Source organism: Adlercreutzia sp. ZJ138 (assembly GCF_011038935.1).
GTDB lineage: Bacteria > Actinomycetota > Coriobacteriia > Coriobacteriales > Eggerthellaceae > ZJ141.
On record NZ_JAAKEA010000002.1, the window covers coordinates 90,506 to 109,719 of the forward strand.

Sequence of the window (19,214 nt, forward strand, 5' to 3'; positions counted from 1 at the left end):
TATGAGATTTGGAATGGCCATCGACACATCTCGTTGCATTGGGTGTCACACATGTGCCGTTGCGTGCAAGATGAGCAACAATCTTCCAAATGACATTTGGTGGAATCACATTAAAACCGATGGCGGGGATTCGATAGACACAGCTCGAGGCACGTATCCGGATAACCTGTATCAGGTGTATTATCCTATCAATTGCCAGCATTGCAGTAAGCCGGTTTGTGTTTCCGTATGTCCAACAGGTGCGTCGATTCAGCGTGACGACGGTATCGTCGTCGTTGATCCCGAAAAATGCATCGGATGCAGTTCGTGCGTTACTGCTTGTCCTTATGATGTTCGCGTTCTGTATGAAGAAGAGCTGAACTACAGCGTCGATTTCGCTGTTGGAGACAGCGATGCTCCAAAGCATGTGCCTGGGGTCATGGGCAAGTGTAACGGTTGTGCGCATCGCATTGATCGTGGTGAAGCACCTGCATGTATGGAACTTTGTCCTGCGAGGGCTCGATATTGGGGCGATCTGGATGATCCGGAAAGCGATATTAGCAAATACATCAAGGAAAAGAAGACCGAGCGGCTTTTCGAAAGCGAAGGAACTGAACCCAACGTTTTCTATGTTTTGTAATACACAACAAAGGATAGCAAGTCGCAGATGAATATCCTGTGTCTTGCTATTGAAAGCGCAGGCAGCTCTTGGCGGAGTGGGCGGCTTCGGTTGGCTCTGTCTTCCGTTGAGAGCTGCTCGCGTTTTGTGCTTGTTAGAGCAAGCGGATTATGTGAAGGGATTATCATGACACCAATAGGGCTGTCGAATTTGTGTAGCGAACGTCGGATCATTGTGAAACACACAGCAATGGCCGATCTCTGCAACATACTCTCGTTTCTTCTTCAAGTGCCCACGATCGAAAGTGCCAGTGCTATTTGCACTGAATCGATGTCACACGATTTTCGAGCTATCACATCTGAGCTGGGAATAGACCATGATGTAAGTTCGATCGAGAGGGGTCTTGATGATGTCCACAATCGTCTTTCCGGAACTGATGATGCTTTGAATCTGTTGCGGCGAGAGTATACGCGGTTATTCAATCACCCCAAACATCCCTTGATCCAGCTTTACGAAGGCGTGTTTATAGACTCGGAACTTGTATCCCAGGGAAAGGAAAGCGCCCATGCCTGCCTTTTCATCAATCCTGCCGCTGTGGATGCTGAGCGCTATTATGCCCGCGTGGGATTCGTTTGCAGTTCGGGGATGCGAGTTCCGCCCGACTGTATAACCACTCAGCTCCAGTTTCTAGGTATTCTTCATTCGCTTATCGCCGTACGTGCACAGAGTGGTGAAGAGGAATCGTGCAGGCAAGTATGTAGTCTACTTTGTGAGTTTTGGGACGATCATCCATCGAACTGGTTCGATAGTTTTTTCAATAAGTGCTCCCTGTTGAGCAACGAGCCGCTTTACCGTCTCGTTGGGAACATGGGTCACGAGCTCGTTTCCTTGGAAATTCGTTGCGTTGAAACACTCTTATGATTGAACAGGACTGATAGCCAAGTTCCAGGGTGGACGGAATATGCGTTCTGTTCTCGATCGATAGAAGTATTGCCGAACACCCTGGCTAGCTGTTAGGCGGCGGTTATATCGTTGCCATTCTTCTTGGCAACCTAGATTGCTTCGTTTTCCCAGGTGCGCTCTTCTTGGCGTTCGAAGCGCTCTTCTGCGCGGGCGCGGCGCTCGTTAGCCTTCGCTTCAGCCTTGCGAATCTTTTCTTCGGCCTTCGCTTCGGCGATGCGCTCTTTCGCGTCGATCTTCGCATCGACGGTTTTCAGCTTCGCATCGGCCTTCGCGTCCTTCGCGGCGTTTTTTGCGTCGTGTGCCATGCCTTCCATGGCCAACTTCGCGTCGTGGGCAGTTTCTTTGATGGAATCCATTAGTGTCATGGCGGTTCCTTTCGCTCGTGCGGCGCGATGGCCGCGGGTAACAGGTGTCGCACGCGGCTTGCAGCAGCACGGTGCGACAATGCAACTGTACGGGCTGATGATGGAGTGGAAAAGACCGCCTGAAAACCTGCAACCGAGCGGATGAGCGTTCGTATCCCGCTCGTAGCGAACGGGATACGAACTCAGCACATAGGCAAGAAGTAAAACTGGCGGAAAGCATATGGTTTTGGACAATCGAAAGGTTCATTCCAAAGCTGTTAGACCTCTTTTATTCGGAAGACTGTTCACATATCAACTCAACCAAGCGCTTTAGAACGGAAGGTTGATAGCGCGACCCCAGATAGGCAAGATAGAGCCTTCTGCAAAGCGGCTTGTCTCTAAATGAACGTACGATGAAGCTTCCTTGACAAGAAAGCCCTTCCAGTGCAAGTTTCGACACCACCGCCATACCGACGCCAGCGCTCACGCAACGGCATATCATTTCCGTATCGTCCATTTCAGCAACAACGTTTAAATCGAGCAAGGAAACTCCGAATCGTTCAAGAAACATCTGAAGCTCAATGCGTGTTCCCGAGCTTCTCCCCCGAACAACGAACGGCAACGTAAGCAATTCATTATCAGCGCCCTCATCAAGCAGCTTCTGATACTGCGGTGTGTCTGGCGCAATAATTACCAGTTCGTCCGAACACAGTGGCAAGTAGGAAACCCGACCTGTTTTCTTTGTTCCTACCAGTCCAATATCGTACGACCCGTCAGCTACGCCATTGATCACATCTAAGCTGCTCGCTAGGGAAATACGGCATCTCGCATGAGGATACTCGCTGCGAAAACGGGAAAGCGCCCCTGGCAGCAAGATGCGCCCAGGAACCGACGAAGCCCCCATTGTCACCTCTAAGCCTAATTGCTCGGAAGCAACATGAGAGGCGCTGCGCTCCAGATCGAGCATGCGCTGTGCATATTCGTAAAACCGCCAGCCTGCAGGCGTCACCTCGAACCGCTTAGTTGTACGTACAATCAACGCCGCATCGCATGCCTTCTCAAGCGCACTTACATGGGCACTAATGGTAGGTTGCGACACGTGCAGAGTCCGCGCGGCTTCTGAAAAACTCTGTTCGTCCACCACGCAGACAAACGAGCGCATCTGATTCAGCTCCACCTTGTTTTCCCTTCCACATACAACACGTTCACCACCTTCGTTTCCATGGGATACATCACACAACAACGAGGCATCACATGTAAACCGCGCTTACTACAAAGCGCATTCAAAGAAACCAGACTATATATTATCAATACTGATATATGCGAATAATTATAAATAATCACGATTTGCAATCAGCCCCCATAACGCCATAATTATTCGTACACGTGCATAAGCACGCGTATCGGAGAGGCGGCCGTATTCACCAACATCGTGAATACAACAGACGAGCACTGCCTCGAGATAGCAAAGGAGATCGACATGAAAACCACTTCCACGCAAACCGACGTTCTGAGCCGCCGCTCGTTCGTCAAGGGGCTGGGCGTCATCGGTGCCGCAGCGGCCGTATCGGCGCTGCCTCTGTCCGGTTGTGCCTCGAGCGAAGAAACGGCCGAACCCGCTGACGACGGAGCTGCTGAGCCCGCGCCGGCTACCGGCATCGCCGACCCTACGGAAGACACACCCATCACTGTCGACCCTGAAAACAAGGAAGTTCGCTATCTGGCCGAGGTAAATGCCGTCTACTTCACCGAGCTTACACGTCACGGCATCGTGTACGCAGAGGGTTCCAACGGCGAGAAGGCTGTCCTGCGCGGCCTGGGCGACGAAAAGGAATTCTACCAAGCACTTATGGACTGCGGCTTTGAGGCTGGCAACAACCTGACTGCCGAGGACATGAAAGCAGCCAAGGGAGAAGGCAAGAGCATCGAAGGAGATCCTCTCAAGGTCACCATCAAATGGGACGGTCAGGAAGATATTCCCTTTATCGACATCATCAACTGCACGGCGGGCGACTACACCCCCGACTTCCGCTTCGGTGGCAACCTGGAAAGCGCGAAGAAGAACAACACCGGCTGCGTGCTTTGCCTGGACAGCTGTGCCACGGGCATCGTGAGCGACGCTTACTGGCCGACCGGAACCTCGCAGCATGAGGTTGCTTTGTTCAGCGGCAAGGAAGACGTGCTTCCGGCAGACGGAACTCGAGTCATTGTCACGTTCACTGCAGCCTAATCGCCACTCTATCTAGCACTAACAAGGAGAACGAACATCCATGAAGCACGTGAGTCATTTTTATAACGCGTTTCTCTGGGCGCTTACTGCGGGCATGATTGCCTATAGCAGCTGGATGCTACAGATGGCGTTCAACACTGGCTATATTTTTTACGGCGTACTCATCGTCGCTTTCGCTCTGCTGTGCGTTTTTCGGCGCAAGCAGGAGCGAGGAATTGGACTCGCTGGCACAACGGCTAGTTTGATGACCATGATCATGTGCGCACTTATTTGGATTGGCCCCTCGCGGTCGCTCCTTCGTGCACCCGCCGCATTTGCTCGGGAGGGTCTGCATCTCAATCGATTCCCGCTCGACGTCATGTCGTTCATTCTCCTTGCAATTGTTATCGTGGGGTTCGTAGCCATTGTTGTATACGAGGTGAAGAACCCCGCTCCAAAAAAGGAGCTTACAGAAGACGAAGCGAAGCTTCAGCGCACCAACCGAATTGCCCGCTGGGCGACATTCGTCGCACTGTTCGTCGTAGTAGCCATATGCTCATGCGTGCCTGCTATTCGCGAAGAGATGGGCACCATTTTCAAGCTGTTGTCGTCGGGTGACATTAGTGCCGTTGCCGACCTCATTGCCTCGTATGGCCCTTGGGCTGCCGGCGTTTCATTCTGTCTGATGGTTCTGCAGAGCATGGCAGCTCCTATTCCTGCATTCCTGATCACGTTCTCAAATGCAGCTGTATTCGGCTGGTGGCAGGGAGCTATCTTGTCGTGGTCGAGCGCCATGGCCGGTGCTGCGGTGTGCTTCTTCATCGCGCGCATTCTGGGCCGCGATGCCGTTGCGAATTTCGTGTCGCATGGTGCGCTTGCTAGCGTTGACAAGTTCTTTGAACGTTATGGTAAAAACGCTATTCTTATCTGCCGCTTGCTTCCCTTCATGTCCTTTGACTACGTGAGCTACGCGGCAGGCCTGACAGGCATGGGGTTCCTCGACTTCTTCATCGCGACGGGCATCGGTCAGTTGCCAGCGACCCTCGTGTACTCCTACGTGGGCGGCATGCTCACCGGTAGCGCTCAGCTGGTTATGACAGCACTGCTCATCACCTTTGCATTGTTTGCGCTGATATTCCTGGTGCGTCAGGTGTTCAAGGCGCGTCACGCCGACCTTATGGACGAATCGGACAACACCGCAGACACATCCGAAGTTGTGCAGGCCGAGGCAAAGTAGTACCATCTCGCACCGGCGCGTCGTACTATAACGTGCCGGTGCGTCTTTTTTTGTATAACCTACCGTAACCGCAAAGGAGGTACCCTATGAAGAAGAACGTAAAGCTCTGGGTCTTCGTTGGTATCGTTGCCATTGTGGTTGCGCTGAACTTTGTGTTTGGCTGGTCCGACTTACTTGTGAGTGGACAGGCGACTGCCTGGCTGCAAACTACGCTTGCCGAGCATCCCGTCGAAGCTGCCTTGGTGTTCGTAGCGCTGTCCATTGTCGGCTGCATCGTACTGGCGCTGCCCGGCGTGCTGTTCGCTATAGCCGCCGGCACGCTGTTCGGTGCCGTGTGGGGCACGTTTTTGTGCTGGATATCAGTGACCATTGGTGCCTGCTTGGCATTCATTGCTGGTCGCTACTTCCTTAAAGACGCCATCAAGCCGAAACTCGCGAAAAACAAGCAGCTCAACGACTTGTTTTTTGACGGAGCTCGTAAAAGCGACGTCTATCTTCTGGCTATCACGCGGTTGATTCCCGTGTTTCCTTACAACCTGCAGAACTTCGCGTACGGAGTCACCGACATCAGCTTCTTTTCGTACACACTGTATTCGGCGCTGTTCATGATTCCCGGCACGGCCGTGTACACCGTGGCCGCTGCGGGCATCATCGACGGCGAGAACCGCATCGCCTGCTTCGCATTCGCCGCCGTGCTGCTGGTAGTAACACTTGCTGTAGCGTACGTGCTGAAGAAGAAAGCGAACATCGAATGAATACCGCGAAGCTGATCACCTGTTCAGAAAAGAGTCACTACCCTTTCAAGCGTTACCCCAGCGAATCCTGCGACACTGTTCTGTTCCCTGGATGCGCTTTTCCTTCGCAGTTTCCCCGCACCATGGATGCGTTGGCCGAGCTGTGTCGCACGCACGGCATCGGCATCGCGTACGACTGCTGCGGGCACCCGCTCGACGGCTTCGGCGTGCAGGGCGGCACCGATCGGGTACTTTCGGGCATTGCGCGCCGTCTGAAGAAACGCGGATGCACGCGCGTGGTTGCGGTGTGTCCGAACTGCCTGAACTTGCTTCAAGAGCGTCTGGGTATTCCCACGATATCGGTGTTCGAGCTGTTCGAAGAGCTTGGCGTACGTCCGAAGGGTACGTTTGAACCCGGCGTGCTGTTTACGCCTTGCCCTGACCTGCGACACCACGAGATGCGCGACGCGCTGCGCCGGAGCTGCGATCTGTCGGCTGTCGACGACCTGAAGAAGGTCGGCTGCTGCGGGCTGTTGCCGAAGCTTGCCGCGCAAGGGCCTGATGTTGTTCGCCGACACACGCAACGCGTGTTTGACGCGGCAGACGGCAGGCGCATCTACACGTACTGCGCATCGTGCTTGGGACAGTTTGCGCGCCTAGGCAACAGCAATTGCCAACACGCCGTGTCGGTGTTCTTAGGCGTCGAGGAAGCTCCCGACGCCAAGCGTGCGTTCTGGAATCGCGCCAAACGGAAGTTCGACGCAAACGTGAACCCTTATCCTGCCATGAAGGCGTAGTGTCTATGCTGTCAATAGTCGTTCCTGTATACAATGAAGAGACAGCGCTGCCTGCATTCTTGCACATGGTTGATTCATGGAACTACCCATGCGAGATTATCTTCAGCGATGGCGGCAGCACCGATGACACCATGTCATTGCTCGAAGGGCGCACGGTGGTACACGGCGCAAAGGGACGCGGCGGGCAATGTCGGCGTGGCGTTGAGGCCTCACATGGCGAGCATATCTTGTTCTTACATATTGACACCACCATTAACGAAACAGCGCTGAAGCACATTCAGGAAACGCTTGATTCGGGCGTTTCCTGGGGGTGCCTCACTGTAGATTTCACTTCGCATCGACCGGAGTACCGCTTCGGCATCCGCAAATCGAACCTGCGCGCTCGCGTGGGAGGAATTCCCTTCGGTGACCAGGGCATGTTCATGACGCGCGCTGCACTTGATCGCGTGGGTGGCGTGCCTGACATCTGTATCATGGAAGACTACGAACTGTCGCGTCGACTGCGCAAAGCGTTTGGTTGGCCACGACAGCTTTCCGATCGCATAACGACGTCGGTGCGCCGCTTCGAAGCAGGCAACCATACGCTCATCGGGTTTCAGATGGCCTGGCTGCGCTTCCGTTACCGCAGAGGTACGTCACCTGAACGCATTCAGCAGCTCTACGGCGACGTGCGGGAAAAAGCAAAGCGGAATGCGGTGGCTCCTAAAGAGACCGTTGCTGCGGCAGCACCCGCAGCTGTAGTGTCCGCAACCACCGCACAACCTACACCCGAGCGCGCTGCAGTAAAGCGCGCCGCGCAGCTTGTGCCCGAGTTATCCTCAGCCGCGCGCGAACCCTCTGCGCTTACACAACCCGAAAGCCGCATTACAGGCGAAGCGCTTGTCCTGTTCACCCGCGTGCCCGTTGCTGGCAAAGCGAAAACGCGCCTTGCGCCCACGCTTTCACCCGAACAATGCGCCGATGTGCAGCGGGCGCTTATTGCCGATACCGTAAGCATGCTCTCGCAGCTTGACCGCGACATCGTGGTTTGCTATGCGCCTGATTACGACGACCAGCCCAACGGCGAAGCTATCTTCGCCACCTTCAAACACTCGCTGCAGTGCTGCTATACCCATCCCACACGCCAGTTGCATTTCATCGAACAGCGGGGACGCACATTGGGTGCCCGCATGGACGCCGCATTCGAGGACGCGTTTAGTATGGGCGCAACGTCGTGTCTGCTCATGGGGAGCGACATTCCCAACGTGCGCGTAGCAGAGCTAAACCGCGCATTCGAAAAACTCACACGGCGCGACGTCGTGTTGGCCCCCAGCCAAGACGGAGGCTATTGGCTCGTGGGGCTACGTGAGCGCTTCCCCGAACTGTTCGCCGACAAGCGTTACGGCACCGACAGCGTATTCGAGGACGCGAAACGCGCCTGCGCCGAACAGGGCCGCACCGTTGCGTTCGGACCGCAAAAGCTCGACATCGATACGCCAAGCGAGCTCGAATGGTACAGCCTCCGTATCAAACAAGGCGACACTGCATGCCGGCATATGGCCGCCATGCTTCGCACGCTCGACCCGCTGCTGCACCGCGAAACCGTTGCTGCAGCAGCATCGAGCACACGACCAACGAACCATCAGGGAAAGGAAAATGTATGGAACGCATCATTAACACAGGCAAATCAGGCCCCGTAAGCAGGAGAACTTTCCTGAAGCTGTCGGGCGCTGCGGGAATCACCCTTGCGGTCGCAGGCCTGGCAGGCTGCTCGTCGGGGTCATCCGATAGCGGATCGGGTGAAGGCACCTCGGCAGCGCAAGCCGACGTCGACTTCTCCAACTGGGACGCCGTACTCGAAGCAGCACGCGGCCAAGAGGTGTCGTGGTACGGTTGGGGCGGCGACGATATGCGCAACGCCTGGATCGAAGGTACGCTGGCACCCCAGCTCAAAGAGAAATACGACGTGACACTCAACCTTGTGGGAATGGACATCAACGACATTCTCACACAGCTTTCCGGCGAAATGCAGGCCAACCCCGAGGCCAATGGAACCATCGACTTCGTATGGATCAACGGCGAGAACTTCGCCTCCGTCAAAAAGAACGGCTACGTTTGGGGCCCGTTCGTCGACTACCTTCCCAACTATAACGACTACGTGGACGGAACGTCCACCGACATCACCATCGACTTTGGCAATCCCACCGAAGGCTTCGAAGCACCCTACGGCAAGGCTCAAATGGTGTTCTGGGTTGACGGGGCTACCGTCAAGGACGTGCCGAAGAACCCCGACGAGTTCTTGGAGTTCTGCAAGGCGCACCCCGGCCAGGTGAGCTATCCCGAGCCGGGCGACTTCACCGGCACCGCGTTCATCAGCTGCCTTATCGCTGGTGTCATTGGTAAGCAGAAGTTCGAGAAACTCGCATCTATGAACGACGCAACCAAAGACGAAGTGAAAGCCATCATCGAACCGGGCCTTGCCTACCTGCGCGACCTGGCACCCTACCTGTGGAAAGAAGGCTCCACCTATCCGGCCGACTCCACCACCTGCTCGCAGATGTATGCCGACGGCGAACTCATTTTCAACATGGGTTATGGCGACCCGCAAACCGACGTTGATCAGGGTATCCTTCCTGAAACAACAAAAGCGTTCGTGTTTGAATCGGGTACCGTAGGTAACACCAACTTCATGGCCATCCCCGCAAACGCTCCCCACAAGGCCGCCGCACTCGTAGCTATCAACGAAGTAATCAGCCCCGAGCTGCAACTCGACCAATACGTTCAGCTACGCCAGATGAGCGTACTGGACATGGACAAGCTGCCCGACGATGTGAAAGCAGGTTTTGATGCCGTTGAACTGGGAGGCTCCGAAGTGCCCTTAGCCGAGAAGCTTGACGTGCGCGTTGCCGAGGCATGCGGTCAGGTGATCCCACTGATCGAAGACTTGTGGCACGAAGAGGTTGCCGGTGCGTAACACCACCCGAACTCCTTTGTCTGACCGTGGCGTGCGTATGCATGCCACGGCGCGGCCACTAGCCCTTCGTCGCCTGACGGAGGGCTTAGCCCCCTATGCGCTGGCGTTGCCGGCGCTTGCTCTCATGGCCCTATTCGTATACGGCGTGGGCATTGGCGTTTTGCAAGGGTTCGGCATAGCCCCGTTTCTCGACCGATTCGACTTCACCCTCGAGTATTTCCGGGAAGCCTTCACGCGCAGCGATTTCACCTCGTCGTTGTGCTTTTCGCTGTTCGTGTCGCTGATGTCTTCGCTTATTGCGCTTGGCGGTGGCATCCTGCTTTCAGCCGCGCTGGTAAAAGCGAAAAGTGGCAGCTTCACGCAGCTACTGGGTCTTCAAATTCCTATCATGAGCATGCACGCACTGGTGGCGTTGGGGTTTATTTTTCTGCTTTCTGGGTCGGGACTGCTCGCGCGCGCATTGTACGTGGTGGGCATTGTCGGATCGCCGAACGACTTGCCTTCCATCGTGGGCGCTCCAAGCGGTTGGGGCATTATTTTGGTGTACGCCTGGAAGGAGATTCCCTACGTAGCGTTTTGCACCATCGCCATTATGTCACACGTGTCCGATTCGCTGGGAGAAGCGGCGGCAACCTGCGGGGCTGCCCCCGTGCGATCGTTTTTCAGCGTTACACTGCCGTTGAGCCTCACCGCATCGCTAAAGGCGTTTCTGGTGGTGTTCGCGTTCTCGTTTGGGGCGTATGAGATCCCCTTCCTACTAGGTCCGACCGCGCCAAAAGCACTGCCTATCCTTGCATACCTGGAATTCCAAGATCCCGATATCTTGAACCGCTTCTACGCCATGGCAATCAACGGCATCGTTACGTTGGTCTGCGCGCTCGCAGCGTTGGTGTACTTCCTTGTTTTGAAACATGAGCGGAAGGAGGGCGGCCGATGAGCACTCGGAAAAACAGTGGCGCGCGCTGGGCTCGTGTACTCGTAGTGCTACAAATCGCCTGCGTTGCGCTGCCGCTGTCCATTATCGCGGTATGGGCGTTCACCGATTCGTGGCCATGGCCCAACTTGCTGCCCGAATCGTTCTCACTGCGCGGCATGCAAACCATCGCGCGTGGGGGCGACGCCACCGGCCTTGGCTGCCTGCTGCTGTCTGTGGAGATATCGGTAGCATGCGCCGTGCTTACGACAGCTGTTGCTGTCTTAGCGGCACGCGCCATCTGCTTTCACCGTTGGGTGGGAAGAACAGCGTTCGAATACCTAACCATGCTGCCGTTCCTGATTCCCACCACCGTGTTTGCTATGGGCGTGCAAGTCGCCTTCATTAGGCTGCACCTTGCCTACACCGCGTTCGGCGTGGTGCTCGCGCATGCCATTGTGGCACTGCCATACGCAGTGGCCATCATGACGGAGACGACGCGCGGTGCCGGACAGGCACGCGAACAAGCTGCACGCACTTTGGGCGCGAGCGGACTGCGCGCGTTTTGGCACGTGTCGCTGCCAACAATTACCCCGGGTATCTTGTCATCACTGTGCATGAGCTTCATCATATCGTTTTCGCAGTACTTCCTTACCCTACTCATTGGCGGCGGCAAAGTACGTACGTTCGCGCTCATTCTGTTCCCCTACCTTTCCGGGGGCGACCGCACTATTGCTGGTGCCTACGCGCTGGTGTTTTTAGCAACCACGCTGCTGGTATTCGTGGCGTTTCGTGTGATTCTGCGAAAAACGGGCGGGAGCACTGAGGAAACGGCGCTGTACGGCGAAGCGTAAGATGAAAGACGAAAGAGATGAGGCCCTTCCATGGAAATCAGCCTGCGCAACATAAACCTCACGCTGCGCAAGAATCCTATTCTGCAAGATGTTTCAATGTGCGTGCCCTCGGGTGAATTCGTGTCGATTCTTGGAAAATCGGGGGCGGGAAAGTCAACGTTGCTGTCAGTTATCAGCGGGCTTCTGCTACAGGACTCTGGAGAAGTGTATTTCGATGGGGAATGCGTCGATGCCGTACCAACGCACAAACGCGACGTATCGGTGGTGTTTCAGGATGCGCGGCTGTTTCCCAACATGAATGTGCTTGACAATGTGGCTTTTCCGTTGAAGATGCGCGGCGTACGCACGCTCGAACGGCGCGAACGGGCACGTGCAATGCTGGCTGAAGTGCAGCTTCAGGGCCTTGAGCAGCGTCGCACGCACGAGTTGTCGGGCGGGCAGCGGCAGCGTGTGGCACTTGCGCGGGCGCTGGTGTGTCGCCCGCACGCCGTGTTGCTCGATGAGCCGTTCAGCGGGCTTGACGAAGAGGTGCGCGACAACATGCGCGACCTGGTGTTAAAGCTTCACGAGCGACACGACACCACCATCGTCATGGTCACACACGACGGGTTCGAGGCGCTGCGGATGAGCGACCAAATAGCCTATTTGTCAGGCGGGCGTATTATTCAGGTGGGCAAGCCGGCCGACTTGCTAATACATCCGGCAACCCCTGAGGTGGTCGCAAGCTTCGGGCAAACGAAGGCGCTTGAAGGTGTTGTATGTGATGGCGAGTTCACCTACGGCAAGTTGCACATCGCTGCACCCGGTGTCGAAGGGCCAGCCATTCTGATTCATACGGAATCGGGCGCAACCGAGGTGCTGCCACTTGACGGCGCATCGGCGGCGCACGCGACAGGAAGCGAGTCGACGCAAGCGGCAGCAGACAACGTGGCACAAGCCAACGCGAAGGAGTAGCTTCATGAAGCCAACAGACGCATGCGACATCACCATTTTACAGCGCTACGTAAATAACAACGCCGCGTTGCATACAGCCATCGGCGAACCGGAAAGCACCCCACTTACGCTGTCGCCATTCGCTCAAGGCGAGTACAACGTCAACTATCTGTTCGAGCGACCCAGCGACGGCAAGCGTTTTCTGCTGCGCGTAAACCTGGGATCACAAATGCACCTCAAGCAGCAGATCACCTACGAAATGAACGCGCTTGGCGCGCTTCGAGAATCGGGACGTGCACCGCGCGCATACTACGTTGATGACACGAAGCAGCGCATTCCTGCAGGTATCGGTGTCGAAGAATGGCTGCCAGGGCGTCCTCTGCGCTACGAAACCGACCTCGCGGTAGCTGCACGCATTTTGGCCGACATTCACGCAACCCCTACCGACAAAGCCCGCACCTGCTTGATCGCTCCCCCGCACCCGCTTAGTGCCATCGTTGCAGAATGCGAGCAGATGTTTTGCACGTACCGCGCGTGGAGCAACGCCGACGAGCACGTGGTGCAAAAGGTTGACCGCATGTTCGAAACCGCACGCGAGTGCGCCTGCATAGAAGTCGAGCGTGAATGTGAACGCGGCGACAACTTCCCCCGATGCATCGTAAACACCGAGGTGAACTCAGGGAACTTTCTCATCAACGACGACGGGACAAGTTACCTGATCGACTGGGAGAAACCGCTGCTTTCCGACCCTGCACAGGACTTAGGCCATTTTCTCGTTCCCACTACAACCTATTGGAAGACCGATACCTGGCTTGACGATGCTGCCATCAGCCGCTTCTTAGACGAGTACCTACTTGCCGTAGGCGGCCGCTTCGACACGCGCGGCCTGCGCGAGCGCCTGAACGACTACCTCACTGTCACCTGCCTGCGGGGCATTACTTGGTGTGCGATGGCATACACTGAATACGCCGAGGACGATCGCGCTCTCAGTAACGCCGACACTTTCGAGAAGATACAAGAGTACGTATCGATCCCCTTCATCGACCGCATCTGCAAGCAGTTCTACGATACACGGAGCTAAACTTCATCGCGACACGCGGGTGACGACAGAGAACAGGAGTAGCTGATGAACCGGCACATCATTGTCGTTTGCGACAACACCATGGGCATCCCTGGCAAGGAGATCGACGACGGCCTTGCGCTACTGTATCTGCTTGGCAGAAAGCTCCTGATGGCAGAAGCGAGCGAAGGAAACGGAAAAAGCTCTGGCAACACCGCAAGCACCACGGAAGCCCGCGGAAGCAGTCTTGAAATCGACGCCATTTGCACCACACATGGCAATAGCTCGACGGAAGAAACCACCTATGCCACGAAATTACTCTGTGATGACCTAGGCTTGAGCATTCCCATTGTGCGCGGTGCCGACGCCGGCGGGTATCACGCAGAAGGCAGCTCGCATGCGAGCGAAGCGGCGAACCTCCTTATAGAAGCTGCGCGCGCAGCACGCCCCGACAACACTGAGCTCGCCGTGCTCTCACTGGGGGCAGTCACCGATCTGGCTCTAGCCGAACAGCTACAACCCGGCACGTTGGCGCGCTTCGACCGCATTGCGCTCATGGGAGGTCTCACCGAAGAGCTGCGCGTAGGCGGTAACGTGATGGACGAACTCAACTTCGCCTCCGATGCGCCAGCGGCGCTTGCCACCTTTGCCGCGTCTGCCACCTGGCGCACACCTGCACTCATTGCCGATGCTATTAACTGCCTGCCTCTCACCTTCTCTGCCGATGAATTTATCGCCCGGCTTGCCACAGACGACACACCCACTTCACAGCTCATTAAGCGCACTTGCGTTCCATGGTTCGAGCGAGCGCGTCGTGAATGGAACACCCATGGGTTCGTTGGATGGGACGTGCTTGCTGCCGTCGCGCTGGCCGCACCGAACATGGTGTACCTGCAACCCTACCGCATGAATTTGAGCTTGCCGCACCTCGAGCACGGATGGCTAGCGCCTGCAAGCAACGACGTGAGCGAGATCGCGGAAGCCCCCAGCAGCAACGCGAGCGAGTTTGCAGACGTCAATCTCATCACAATTCCCGACCCTCACGGACTGAAAGAGCACGTGTTTAAAGCTTGGGAAGCAGCACTTCGCTGTACGCTTCGTCTGTCTGGATGTATGTGACGTTCGTAACACACCAAACATGACACATAAACACAAGATACAGCCGCGCTCATTCCAAATGCAAAGAATTCGACATTACGGATAGCGAGCCATACAGAAGAAGCTCTAGTAGTTCCAATGCGCTTTTGCAATTCTTGCGTACGCAAGAATTTCTGAAATATTCTACACTTTTAAGGCGTACGCAGAAAAAGGAGCGCTGGGGAGAAACTATAGCAACATTTGTCAAATCACGATTTGACATTCGCTGTTGACACGCGAGACGCGTATCTACTTTGCCGATGGATCATGACATACGCGCATGCTGTCGGGCCGCGCGGAGCAGATGAGCGTAAGGTTGTAGGCTCGCGCGAGCTCGATGGTGGCGTCAGTGGGCACCGCCTTCGTGACAAGCATTGGCACACCCGCGCGAATGGCCTTCATCACCATGTCTACGGGAATGCGCCCGCTTGAGAATATCATCGCCTGTCGCAAATCAACCCCTGCGCGCAAAGCCGCGCCGAGCGCCTTGTCAAATGCGTTATGGCGACCTAAGTCTTCACGGCAGCACGTAATGCTGCCACCTATCAGCACATAGCAGCTATGCGTACCAAACGTGCGCTTGTGCAGCGGCGAATCTTGTGCGAACGCGCGCGCAGCCGCAAACACCCACGAACGTTCCCACGCGATGGGAACCACCTTTTTGGGCGCATTATCGGCATCGAAGTAGTGGTTGTACGACTTGTTGCCCGTACAACACGAGGGCACCGTGTTCACGCCGGTCTTCGAGAAGTCAGCTACTCGATCACGTAAGATCACACGCGCTCGCGTTCCGTGTTCGCACAGATATACCGATTCAACGTCACCTACGCCCGCAATGACCCCTTCGGAGAACAAGCGTCCAATCACCAAATCAACCAGATGGTTGGGCGTACATACGATACGCATGGATAGAATTTCGTTCACAAATACGTCGAGATTGTGCTCAACGAGCACCGTGGCATCTTCGGGCACTTCTGCCCCATCCGCGCTCACGCAACGCACCTCATACGATGCGGTGACCTCTTCTTCAATATGCCGGTCTATGACATCCATTGGTTCTGCACCGATCCTTCCTCCCTCGGGGTTCACATGGTACACGAACCAGCACGCAAGCTCTTTCGCAAACAGCCAACCGGCACCGTCTCGCAACGCAATGCTTCGTGCCACCCGCTTCGTGTCTCCACGTGCTAATCACGCACATACGACGCCGAAGCGAACGACTTCCATACGGAAAGCGGAAGGTGATGGTAGGTGATTTGTCCTCAATTTCGGCAACACTGGCATTGCGCCCCGAACATTGCTACACTTTGCCGTACGTATTTATCGCGATAAGTTATCCGTTCCGTTACCGCTCGCACACCCGCGCCATAAGAGAGGCCACTATGAACGCACGCACTGCCGAACTGCTAAGATCGCTACCCCCTGTTGAGGAAGTTCTGAAGAACTCGCAGGTCGACGCTTTGTCAGCCCTCATGCCCCATGACATCTTGGTCGACTGCGTGCGAAGCGCCATTGACGGCGTGCGCCACAGCATTCTGGAAGGCACGCAAACATCTGTAGACGCGCAGGCTATCGCCTATGCTGCCTGCAGCCGCGCGCTCGACAACCTGCGCCCGTCGCTGCGCCACGTGATCAACGCAACCGGCGTCATTGTGCACACCAACTTAGGCCGCAGCGTGCTTGCCAAAGAAGCGGTCGATGCGGTGGTTGAGGCCGCCCAGGGTTATTCCACGCTGGAGTACAACACTAAAACCATGTCGCGCGGCAGTCGCCACAACCATGTGGAACACCTCATCTGTTCGCTCACGGGAGCCGAAGCTGCGCTGGCGGTAAATAACAACGCAGCGGCAGTAATGATGGTGCTCGCCGAGTTCGCTGCCGGGCACGAGGCCATCGTGTCGCGTGGCGAGCTGGTGGAAATTGGTGGATCGTTCCGCGTACCCGACATTATGGCGCTCTCCAACGCACATATGGTCGAAGTTGGCACCACAAACAAAACCCATCTGAGCGATTACGAACGCGCTTTCAGCAACGACACCGCCATGCTGCTGAAAGTACATCCCTCCAACTACCGCATGGTGGGCTTCACGGAAAGCGTGGACATCCGACAGCTGAGATCCCTTGCCGACAAGGAAAACGCGCGTCGCCATGCGCAAAGCGACAACGGCGCTGCAGCGTCTGTAACCACCCCTTCATTCGCCAAGACTATCTCCACACCTGACGTGCTCGTGTACGAAGACCAAGGGTCGGGCGTATTCCTGCATCTCGACTGCTTCAGCGAATGCGCCGAGCATACGGTTGCCGAATCGCTCCAAGCCGGATGCGACCTGGTGTCATTCTCGGGTGACAAACTGCTCGGCGGCCCACAAGCCGGCATTATCGTGGGTTCGAAGGAGCTTATCGCACGCCTAAAAGCAAACCCACTCGCCCGCGCCCTGCGCCTTGACAAGATGACACTCGCAGCGCTTGAGGCGACGCTGCGCCTGTATCTGAATCCTCAGCAAGCGATGCGCAGTATTCCCACGTTGCGCATGCTCACCGAATCTGCCAACACAGTGAAAGAACGCGCGCAAGCGCTGTGTGACGCGCTTGCAGGCGCTGTAGCGAACGAGAACGCCACGTTCGACATTGTGCCCGAAATCGCGCGAGCTGGCGGCGGGTCGCTTCCCATGTATGACATCGACACGTTCGCCGTGCGCATGTCGTTTGTCCGCGGTTGCGCCCAAAGCTGCGAAGAGTACCTCATCTCAAAGCATACCGTGCCCATTATCGGACGTATTAAGAAGGAATCGGTGCTGTTCGACGCGCGCACGATTATCGAAAGCGACATCCCCGAAATCGCCTGCGCCTGCGCTGCATACTTCGATACGCTGTAGGAACACCGAGCAACACACGTTGATATCACCCAGGTCAGTCTTCGTACAGCTCTTCGATCGATACAAGATGAAGGGTTGCTTTTTGAGTGGCGTGCGCTTTGAGGGAAGGAGAAAAACCTGCACGAGAGAACAGGTAGTAATCGACGTTCTGCAATCCGATCGTACACGCTTTCTCGTCGAGATCATCGAGCACGTCTGTTCCCACCAGACTCTTCCCGAACTTGCACTCGCCCACAAGAGCACTGGCTCCAATAGGCCTATCACCACTCGCTTTCGACAGACCCAGCGCGTCTATCTCAAGTTGCTTATTCCAAAAGCGCCCAATTTCCCCAAACCGACAACTCAGTTTTCGCTGACAGTTCCGCTCGCGTAGCCATGCTCGACAGATATCTTCAAAATTCAACGAGGAAAATTGCGCCAACCGTGGCTCAATGTCAAACTGATACACTCCGTCGACATCCATCATGTCCAAATCGGATTTGTTTGGGAACACGAAAGCATACCAAAAGCGGAAGAACTCATCCGCAATGCGATAGAGTCCTCGCGCACCCTTGGATTGCTCCTTAAGACTCGAACCGACGGGAAACTCCCTCATCATCAACCCAAGCTCCATCAGATTCTTAAGGTACACACTTGCTTTTTGGGAATCGATCATGGCCCGTGATGCTATCTCGCCAAGCGTTGTGGCTCCCATAGCCACCGCCTGTATGATGCCGTTGTATACTGCAGTTTCGCGCAATTCCTGATGAAGCAAGAATTCGACTTCGCTGTACAAAGCGCATCCGCGTGTGAGAATGTGTTGCTTGATATTCTCTTCGATCGTGAGATCATCGTCGAACTGAGCAAGATAGTGAGGAACTCCACCAAGAATGGAAAAAGCAAGCGCTTTGTTAACTGCCGAAAAAGAGGGAAAAAACTCCGCCGCGGTTCGATAATCCATCGGTTCCATTTTAAGAATACCCGTTGCACGACCGTAGAGAGGATTCTTCTCAGCAAGAAGTTCATGCTCAATGTAGCTCATGGAGCTCCCACACAGTACGATCATAAGATTCTCCGACTTTAGCTGGCCATCCCATAGGTTCTGCAAAATGGAGGGGAGCGACGGATCGGCCTTTACTAGATAAGGGAACTCGTCGATGATGACAAGTTTACGCCCTTGGTCAGGAAGGTCAGCGATACTCAGAAAGGCGTCATGCCAAGTTTCGAACCGAGAAAGATAGCGTCCTGCGGGAGAACCGGCCTCGAAGAGTTTTCGCGAAAACAAAGCGAGCTGCTCTTCGCGCGTAGCCTCTGGGGCAGCAAAAAAGACGTGGTTTTTGCTGCGAGCAAACTCAAAAAGCGTCTCGGTTTTTCCCACGCGTCTCCGGCCATACAAAAAAACAAGCTGAGGTTTGGTCGACTCGTAGCATCGATTCAAGAACGAAAGCTCATTGTGTCTCCCGATAAACCGCATAATGAACCTCCCTCGCGAAAAGCATGGCAAGATACGCCAAATTATTCTATTCAAATCTAGTTTTGTCAAATCACGATTTGATAGGTGACTTCCACACGGTGGTATCTTCTTGCTATAGTTACTAAACTTACTATAGTTGCGATAGTTGCTAAA

The 19,214-nt window shown here is 55.4% G+C and carries 18 protein-coding genes; 14 read left to right on the plus strand and 4 right to left on the minus strand.

Going from position 1 to position 19,214, the window contains the following annotated elements; all coding sequences use genetic code 11:
• Position 1: 1 nt before the first annotated feature.
• Positions 2 to 619 carry a 4Fe-4S dicluster domain-containing protein gene (locus G7Y43_RS01300; RefSeq protein WP_165043265.1) on the plus strand — a complete coding sequence of 206 codons (618 nt, stop codon included), beginning with the start codon at positions 2 to 4 and terminating at the stop codon, positions 617 to 619.
• A gap of 165 nt (positions 620 to 784) precedes the next feature.
• Positions 785 to 1,519, plus strand: coding sequence for a molecular chaperone (locus tag G7Y43_RS01305; protein WP_165043267.1), 735 nt, complete (start codon positions 785 to 787; stop codon positions 1,517 to 1,519).
• Positions 1,520 to 1,650: 131 nt separating this feature from the next.
• On the opposite strand, the gene G7Y43_RS01310 is transcribed toward G7Y43_RS01305, so the two are convergent.
• Both G7Y43_RS01310 and G7Y43_RS01315 read right to left on the minus strand, forming a co-directional pair.
• Positions 1,651 to 1,926 carry a hypothetical protein gene (locus G7Y43_RS01310; protein WP_165043269.1) on the minus strand — a complete coding sequence of 92 codons (276 nt, stop codon included), beginning with the start codon at positions 1,924 to 1,926 and terminating at the stop codon, positions 1,651 to 1,653.
• 268 nt (positions 1,927 to 2,194) lie between these two features.
• Positions 2,195 to 3,082 (minus strand): selenium metabolism-associated LysR family transcriptional regulator, encoded by an 888-nt coding sequence (locus G7Y43_RS01315; RefSeq protein ID WP_165043271.1) that lies wholly within the window; start codon positions 3,080 to 3,082, stop codon positions 2,195 to 2,197.
• A gap of 303 nt (positions 3,083 to 3,385) precedes the next feature.
• On the opposite strand from G7Y43_RS01315, the gene G7Y43_RS01320 reads away from it, so the two are divergent.
• The 11 genes from G7Y43_RS01320 to G7Y43_RS01370 all read left to right on the plus strand — a co-directional run bounded on the left by G7Y43_RS01320 (position 3,386) and on the right by G7Y43_RS01370 (position 14,714).
• Positions 3,386 to 4,135, plus strand: a complete 750-nt coding sequence (locus G7Y43_RS01320) for a YdjY domain-containing protein (RefSeq protein WP_165043273.1) — start codon at positions 3,386 to 3,388, stop codon at positions 4,133 to 4,135.
• Between the two features lie 40 nt (positions 4,136 to 4,175).
• A complete protein-coding gene (locus tag G7Y43_RS01325; RefSeq protein WP_206215068.1) occupies positions 4,176 to 5,351 on the plus strand; it encodes a TVP38/TMEM64 family protein in 1,176 nt (391 codons plus the stop codon).
• Between the two features lie 86 nt (positions 5,352 to 5,437).
• Complete coding sequence (locus G7Y43_RS01330) at positions 5,438 to 6,106, plus strand: TVP38/TMEM64 family protein (protein WP_165043276.1); 669 nt, start codon at positions 5,438 to 5,440, stop codon at positions 6,104 to 6,106.
• Positions 6,103 to 6,882, plus strand: coding sequence for a heterodisulfide reductase-related iron-sulfur binding cluster (locus G7Y43_RS01335; protein ID WP_165043278.1), 780 nt, complete (start codon positions 6,103 to 6,105; stop codon positions 6,880 to 6,882). The genes G7Y43_RS01330 and G7Y43_RS01335 overlap by 4 nt, the downstream gene beginning before the upstream one ends.
• A 5-nt stretch (positions 6,883 to 6,887) precedes the next feature.
• On the plus strand, positions 6,888 to 8,561 hold the full coding sequence (locus G7Y43_RS01340; protein ID WP_165043281.1) for a TIGR04283 family arsenosugar biosynthesis glycosyltransferase: 1,674 nt from the start codon (positions 6,888 to 6,890) through the stop codon (positions 8,559 to 8,561).
• Positions 8,522 to 9,835 (plus strand): ABC transporter substrate-binding protein, encoded by a 1,314-nt coding sequence (locus G7Y43_RS01345; protein WP_165043415.1) that lies wholly within the window; start codon positions 8,522 to 8,524, stop codon positions 9,833 to 9,835. The genes G7Y43_RS01340 and G7Y43_RS01345 overlap by 40 nt, the downstream gene beginning before the upstream one ends.
• Positions 9,828 to 10,772 (plus strand): ABC transporter permease, encoded by a 945-nt coding sequence (locus G7Y43_RS01350; protein WP_165043283.1) that lies wholly within the window; start codon positions 9,828 to 9,830, stop codon positions 10,770 to 10,772. Before G7Y43_RS01345 ends, G7Y43_RS01350 begins: the two co-directional genes overlap by 8 nt.
• Positions 10,769 to 11,602, plus strand: a complete 834-nt coding sequence (locus G7Y43_RS01355) for an ABC transporter permease (RefSeq protein ID WP_165043285.1) — start codon at positions 10,769 to 10,771, stop codon at positions 11,600 to 11,602. Before G7Y43_RS01350 ends, G7Y43_RS01355 begins: the two co-directional genes overlap by 4 nt.
• A 30-nt stretch (positions 11,603 to 11,632) precedes the next feature.
• Entirely contained in the window at positions 11,633 to 12,556 is a 924-nt protein-coding gene (locus G7Y43_RS01360; RefSeq protein WP_165043287.1) for an ABC transporter ATP-binding protein, read from the plus strand.
• Between the two features lie 4 nt (positions 12,557 to 12,560).
• Positions 12,561 to 13,616: a phosphotransferase family protein gene (locus tag G7Y43_RS01365; RefSeq protein WP_165043289.1), complete on the plus strand. Its 1,056-nt coding sequence runs from the start codon at positions 12,561 to 12,563 to the stop codon at positions 13,614 to 13,616.
• A gap of 45 nt (positions 13,617 to 13,661) precedes the next feature.
• Positions 13,662 to 14,714, plus strand: coding sequence for a nucleoside hydrolase (locus tag G7Y43_RS01370; RefSeq protein WP_165043291.1), 1,053 nt, complete (start codon positions 13,662 to 13,664; stop codon positions 14,712 to 14,714).
• Positions 14,715 to 14,981: 267 nt separating this feature from the next.
• Here the strand turns inward: G7Y43_RS01370 and fdhD are convergent, their stop codons facing one another.
• Entirely contained in the window at positions 14,982 to 15,899 is a 918-nt protein-coding gene (gene fdhD / locus G7Y43_RS01375; RefSeq protein WP_241158095.1) for a formate dehydrogenase accessory sulfurtransferase FdhD, read from the minus strand.
• Positions 15,900 to 16,114: 215 nt separating this feature from the next.
• Here fdhD and selA point away from each other — a divergent pair, with 215 nt between their 5' ends.
• The gene (selA, locus tag G7Y43_RS01380; RefSeq protein WP_165043294.1) at positions 16,115 to 17,608 is read left to right on the plus strand and encodes an L-seryl-tRNA(Sec) selenium transferase; all 1,494 of its coding nucleotides are present in this window, start codon (positions 16,115 to 16,117) and stop codon (positions 17,606 to 17,608) included.
• Positions 17,609 to 17,642: 34 nt separating this feature from the next.
• Here selA and G7Y43_RS01385 read toward each other — a convergent pair whose 3' ends face one another.
• Positions 17,643 to 19,061: an ATP-binding protein gene (locus G7Y43_RS01385; RefSeq protein ID WP_165043295.1), complete on the minus strand. Its 1,419-nt coding sequence runs from the start codon at positions 19,059 to 19,061 to the stop codon at positions 17,643 to 17,645.
• Positions 19,062 to 19,214 lie beyond the last annotated feature (153 nt).

Coding starts and splice junctions, on each gene's coding strand:
- selA (WP_165043294.1), top strand. CDS start 16,115: ATGAACGCACGCACTGCCGAACTGCTAAGATCGCTACCCCCTGTTGAG.
- G7Y43_RS01335 (WP_165043278.1), top strand. CDS start 6,103: ATGAATACCGCGAAGCTGATCACCTGTTCAGAAAAGAGTCACTACCCT.
- G7Y43_RS01330 (WP_165043276.1), top strand. CDS start 5,438: ATGAAGAAGAACGTAAAGCTCTGGGTCTTCGTTGGTATCGTTGCCATT.
- G7Y43_RS01300 (WP_165043265.1), top strand. CDS start 2: ATGAGATTTGGAATGGCCATCGACACATCTCGTTGCATTGGGTGTCAC.
- G7Y43_RS01325 (WP_206215068.1), top strand. CDS start 4,176: ATGAAGCACGTGAGTCATTTTTATAACGCGTTTCTCTGGGCGCTTACT.
- G7Y43_RS01365 (WP_165043289.1), top strand. CDS start 12,561: ATGAAGCCAACAGACGCATGCGACATCACCATTTTACAGCGCTACGTA.
- G7Y43_RS01345 (WP_165043415.1), top strand. CDS start 8,522: ATGGAACGCATCATTAACACAGGCAAATCAGGCCCCGTAAGCAGGAGA.
- G7Y43_RS01360 (WP_165043287.1), top strand. CDS start 11,633: ATGGAAATCAGCCTGCGCAACATAAACCTCACGCTGCGCAAGAATCCT.
- G7Y43_RS01385 (WP_165043295.1), bottom strand. CDS start 19,061: ATGCGGTTTATCGGGAGACACAATGAGCTTTCGTTCTTGAATCGATGC.
- G7Y43_RS01305 (WP_165043267.1), top strand. CDS start 785: ATGACACCAATAGGGCTGTCGAATTTGTGTAGCGAACGTCGGATCATT.
- G7Y43_RS01310 (WP_165043269.1), bottom strand. CDS start 1,926: ATGACACTAATGGATTCCATCAAAGAAACTGCCCACGACGCGAAGTTG.
- G7Y43_RS01370 (WP_165043291.1), top strand. CDS start 13,662: ATGAACCGGCACATCATTGTCGTTTGCGACAACACCATGGGCATCCCT.
- G7Y43_RS01355 (WP_165043285.1), top strand. CDS start 10,769: ATGAGCACTCGGAAAAACAGTGGCGCGCGCTGGGCTCGTGTACTCGTA.
- G7Y43_RS01320 (WP_165043273.1), top strand. CDS start 3,386: ATGAAAACCACTTCCACGCAAACCGACGTTCTGAGCCGCCGCTCGTTC.
- G7Y43_RS01340 (WP_165043281.1), top strand. CDS start 6,888: ATGCTGTCAATAGTCGTTCCTGTATACAATGAAGAGACAGCGCTGCCT.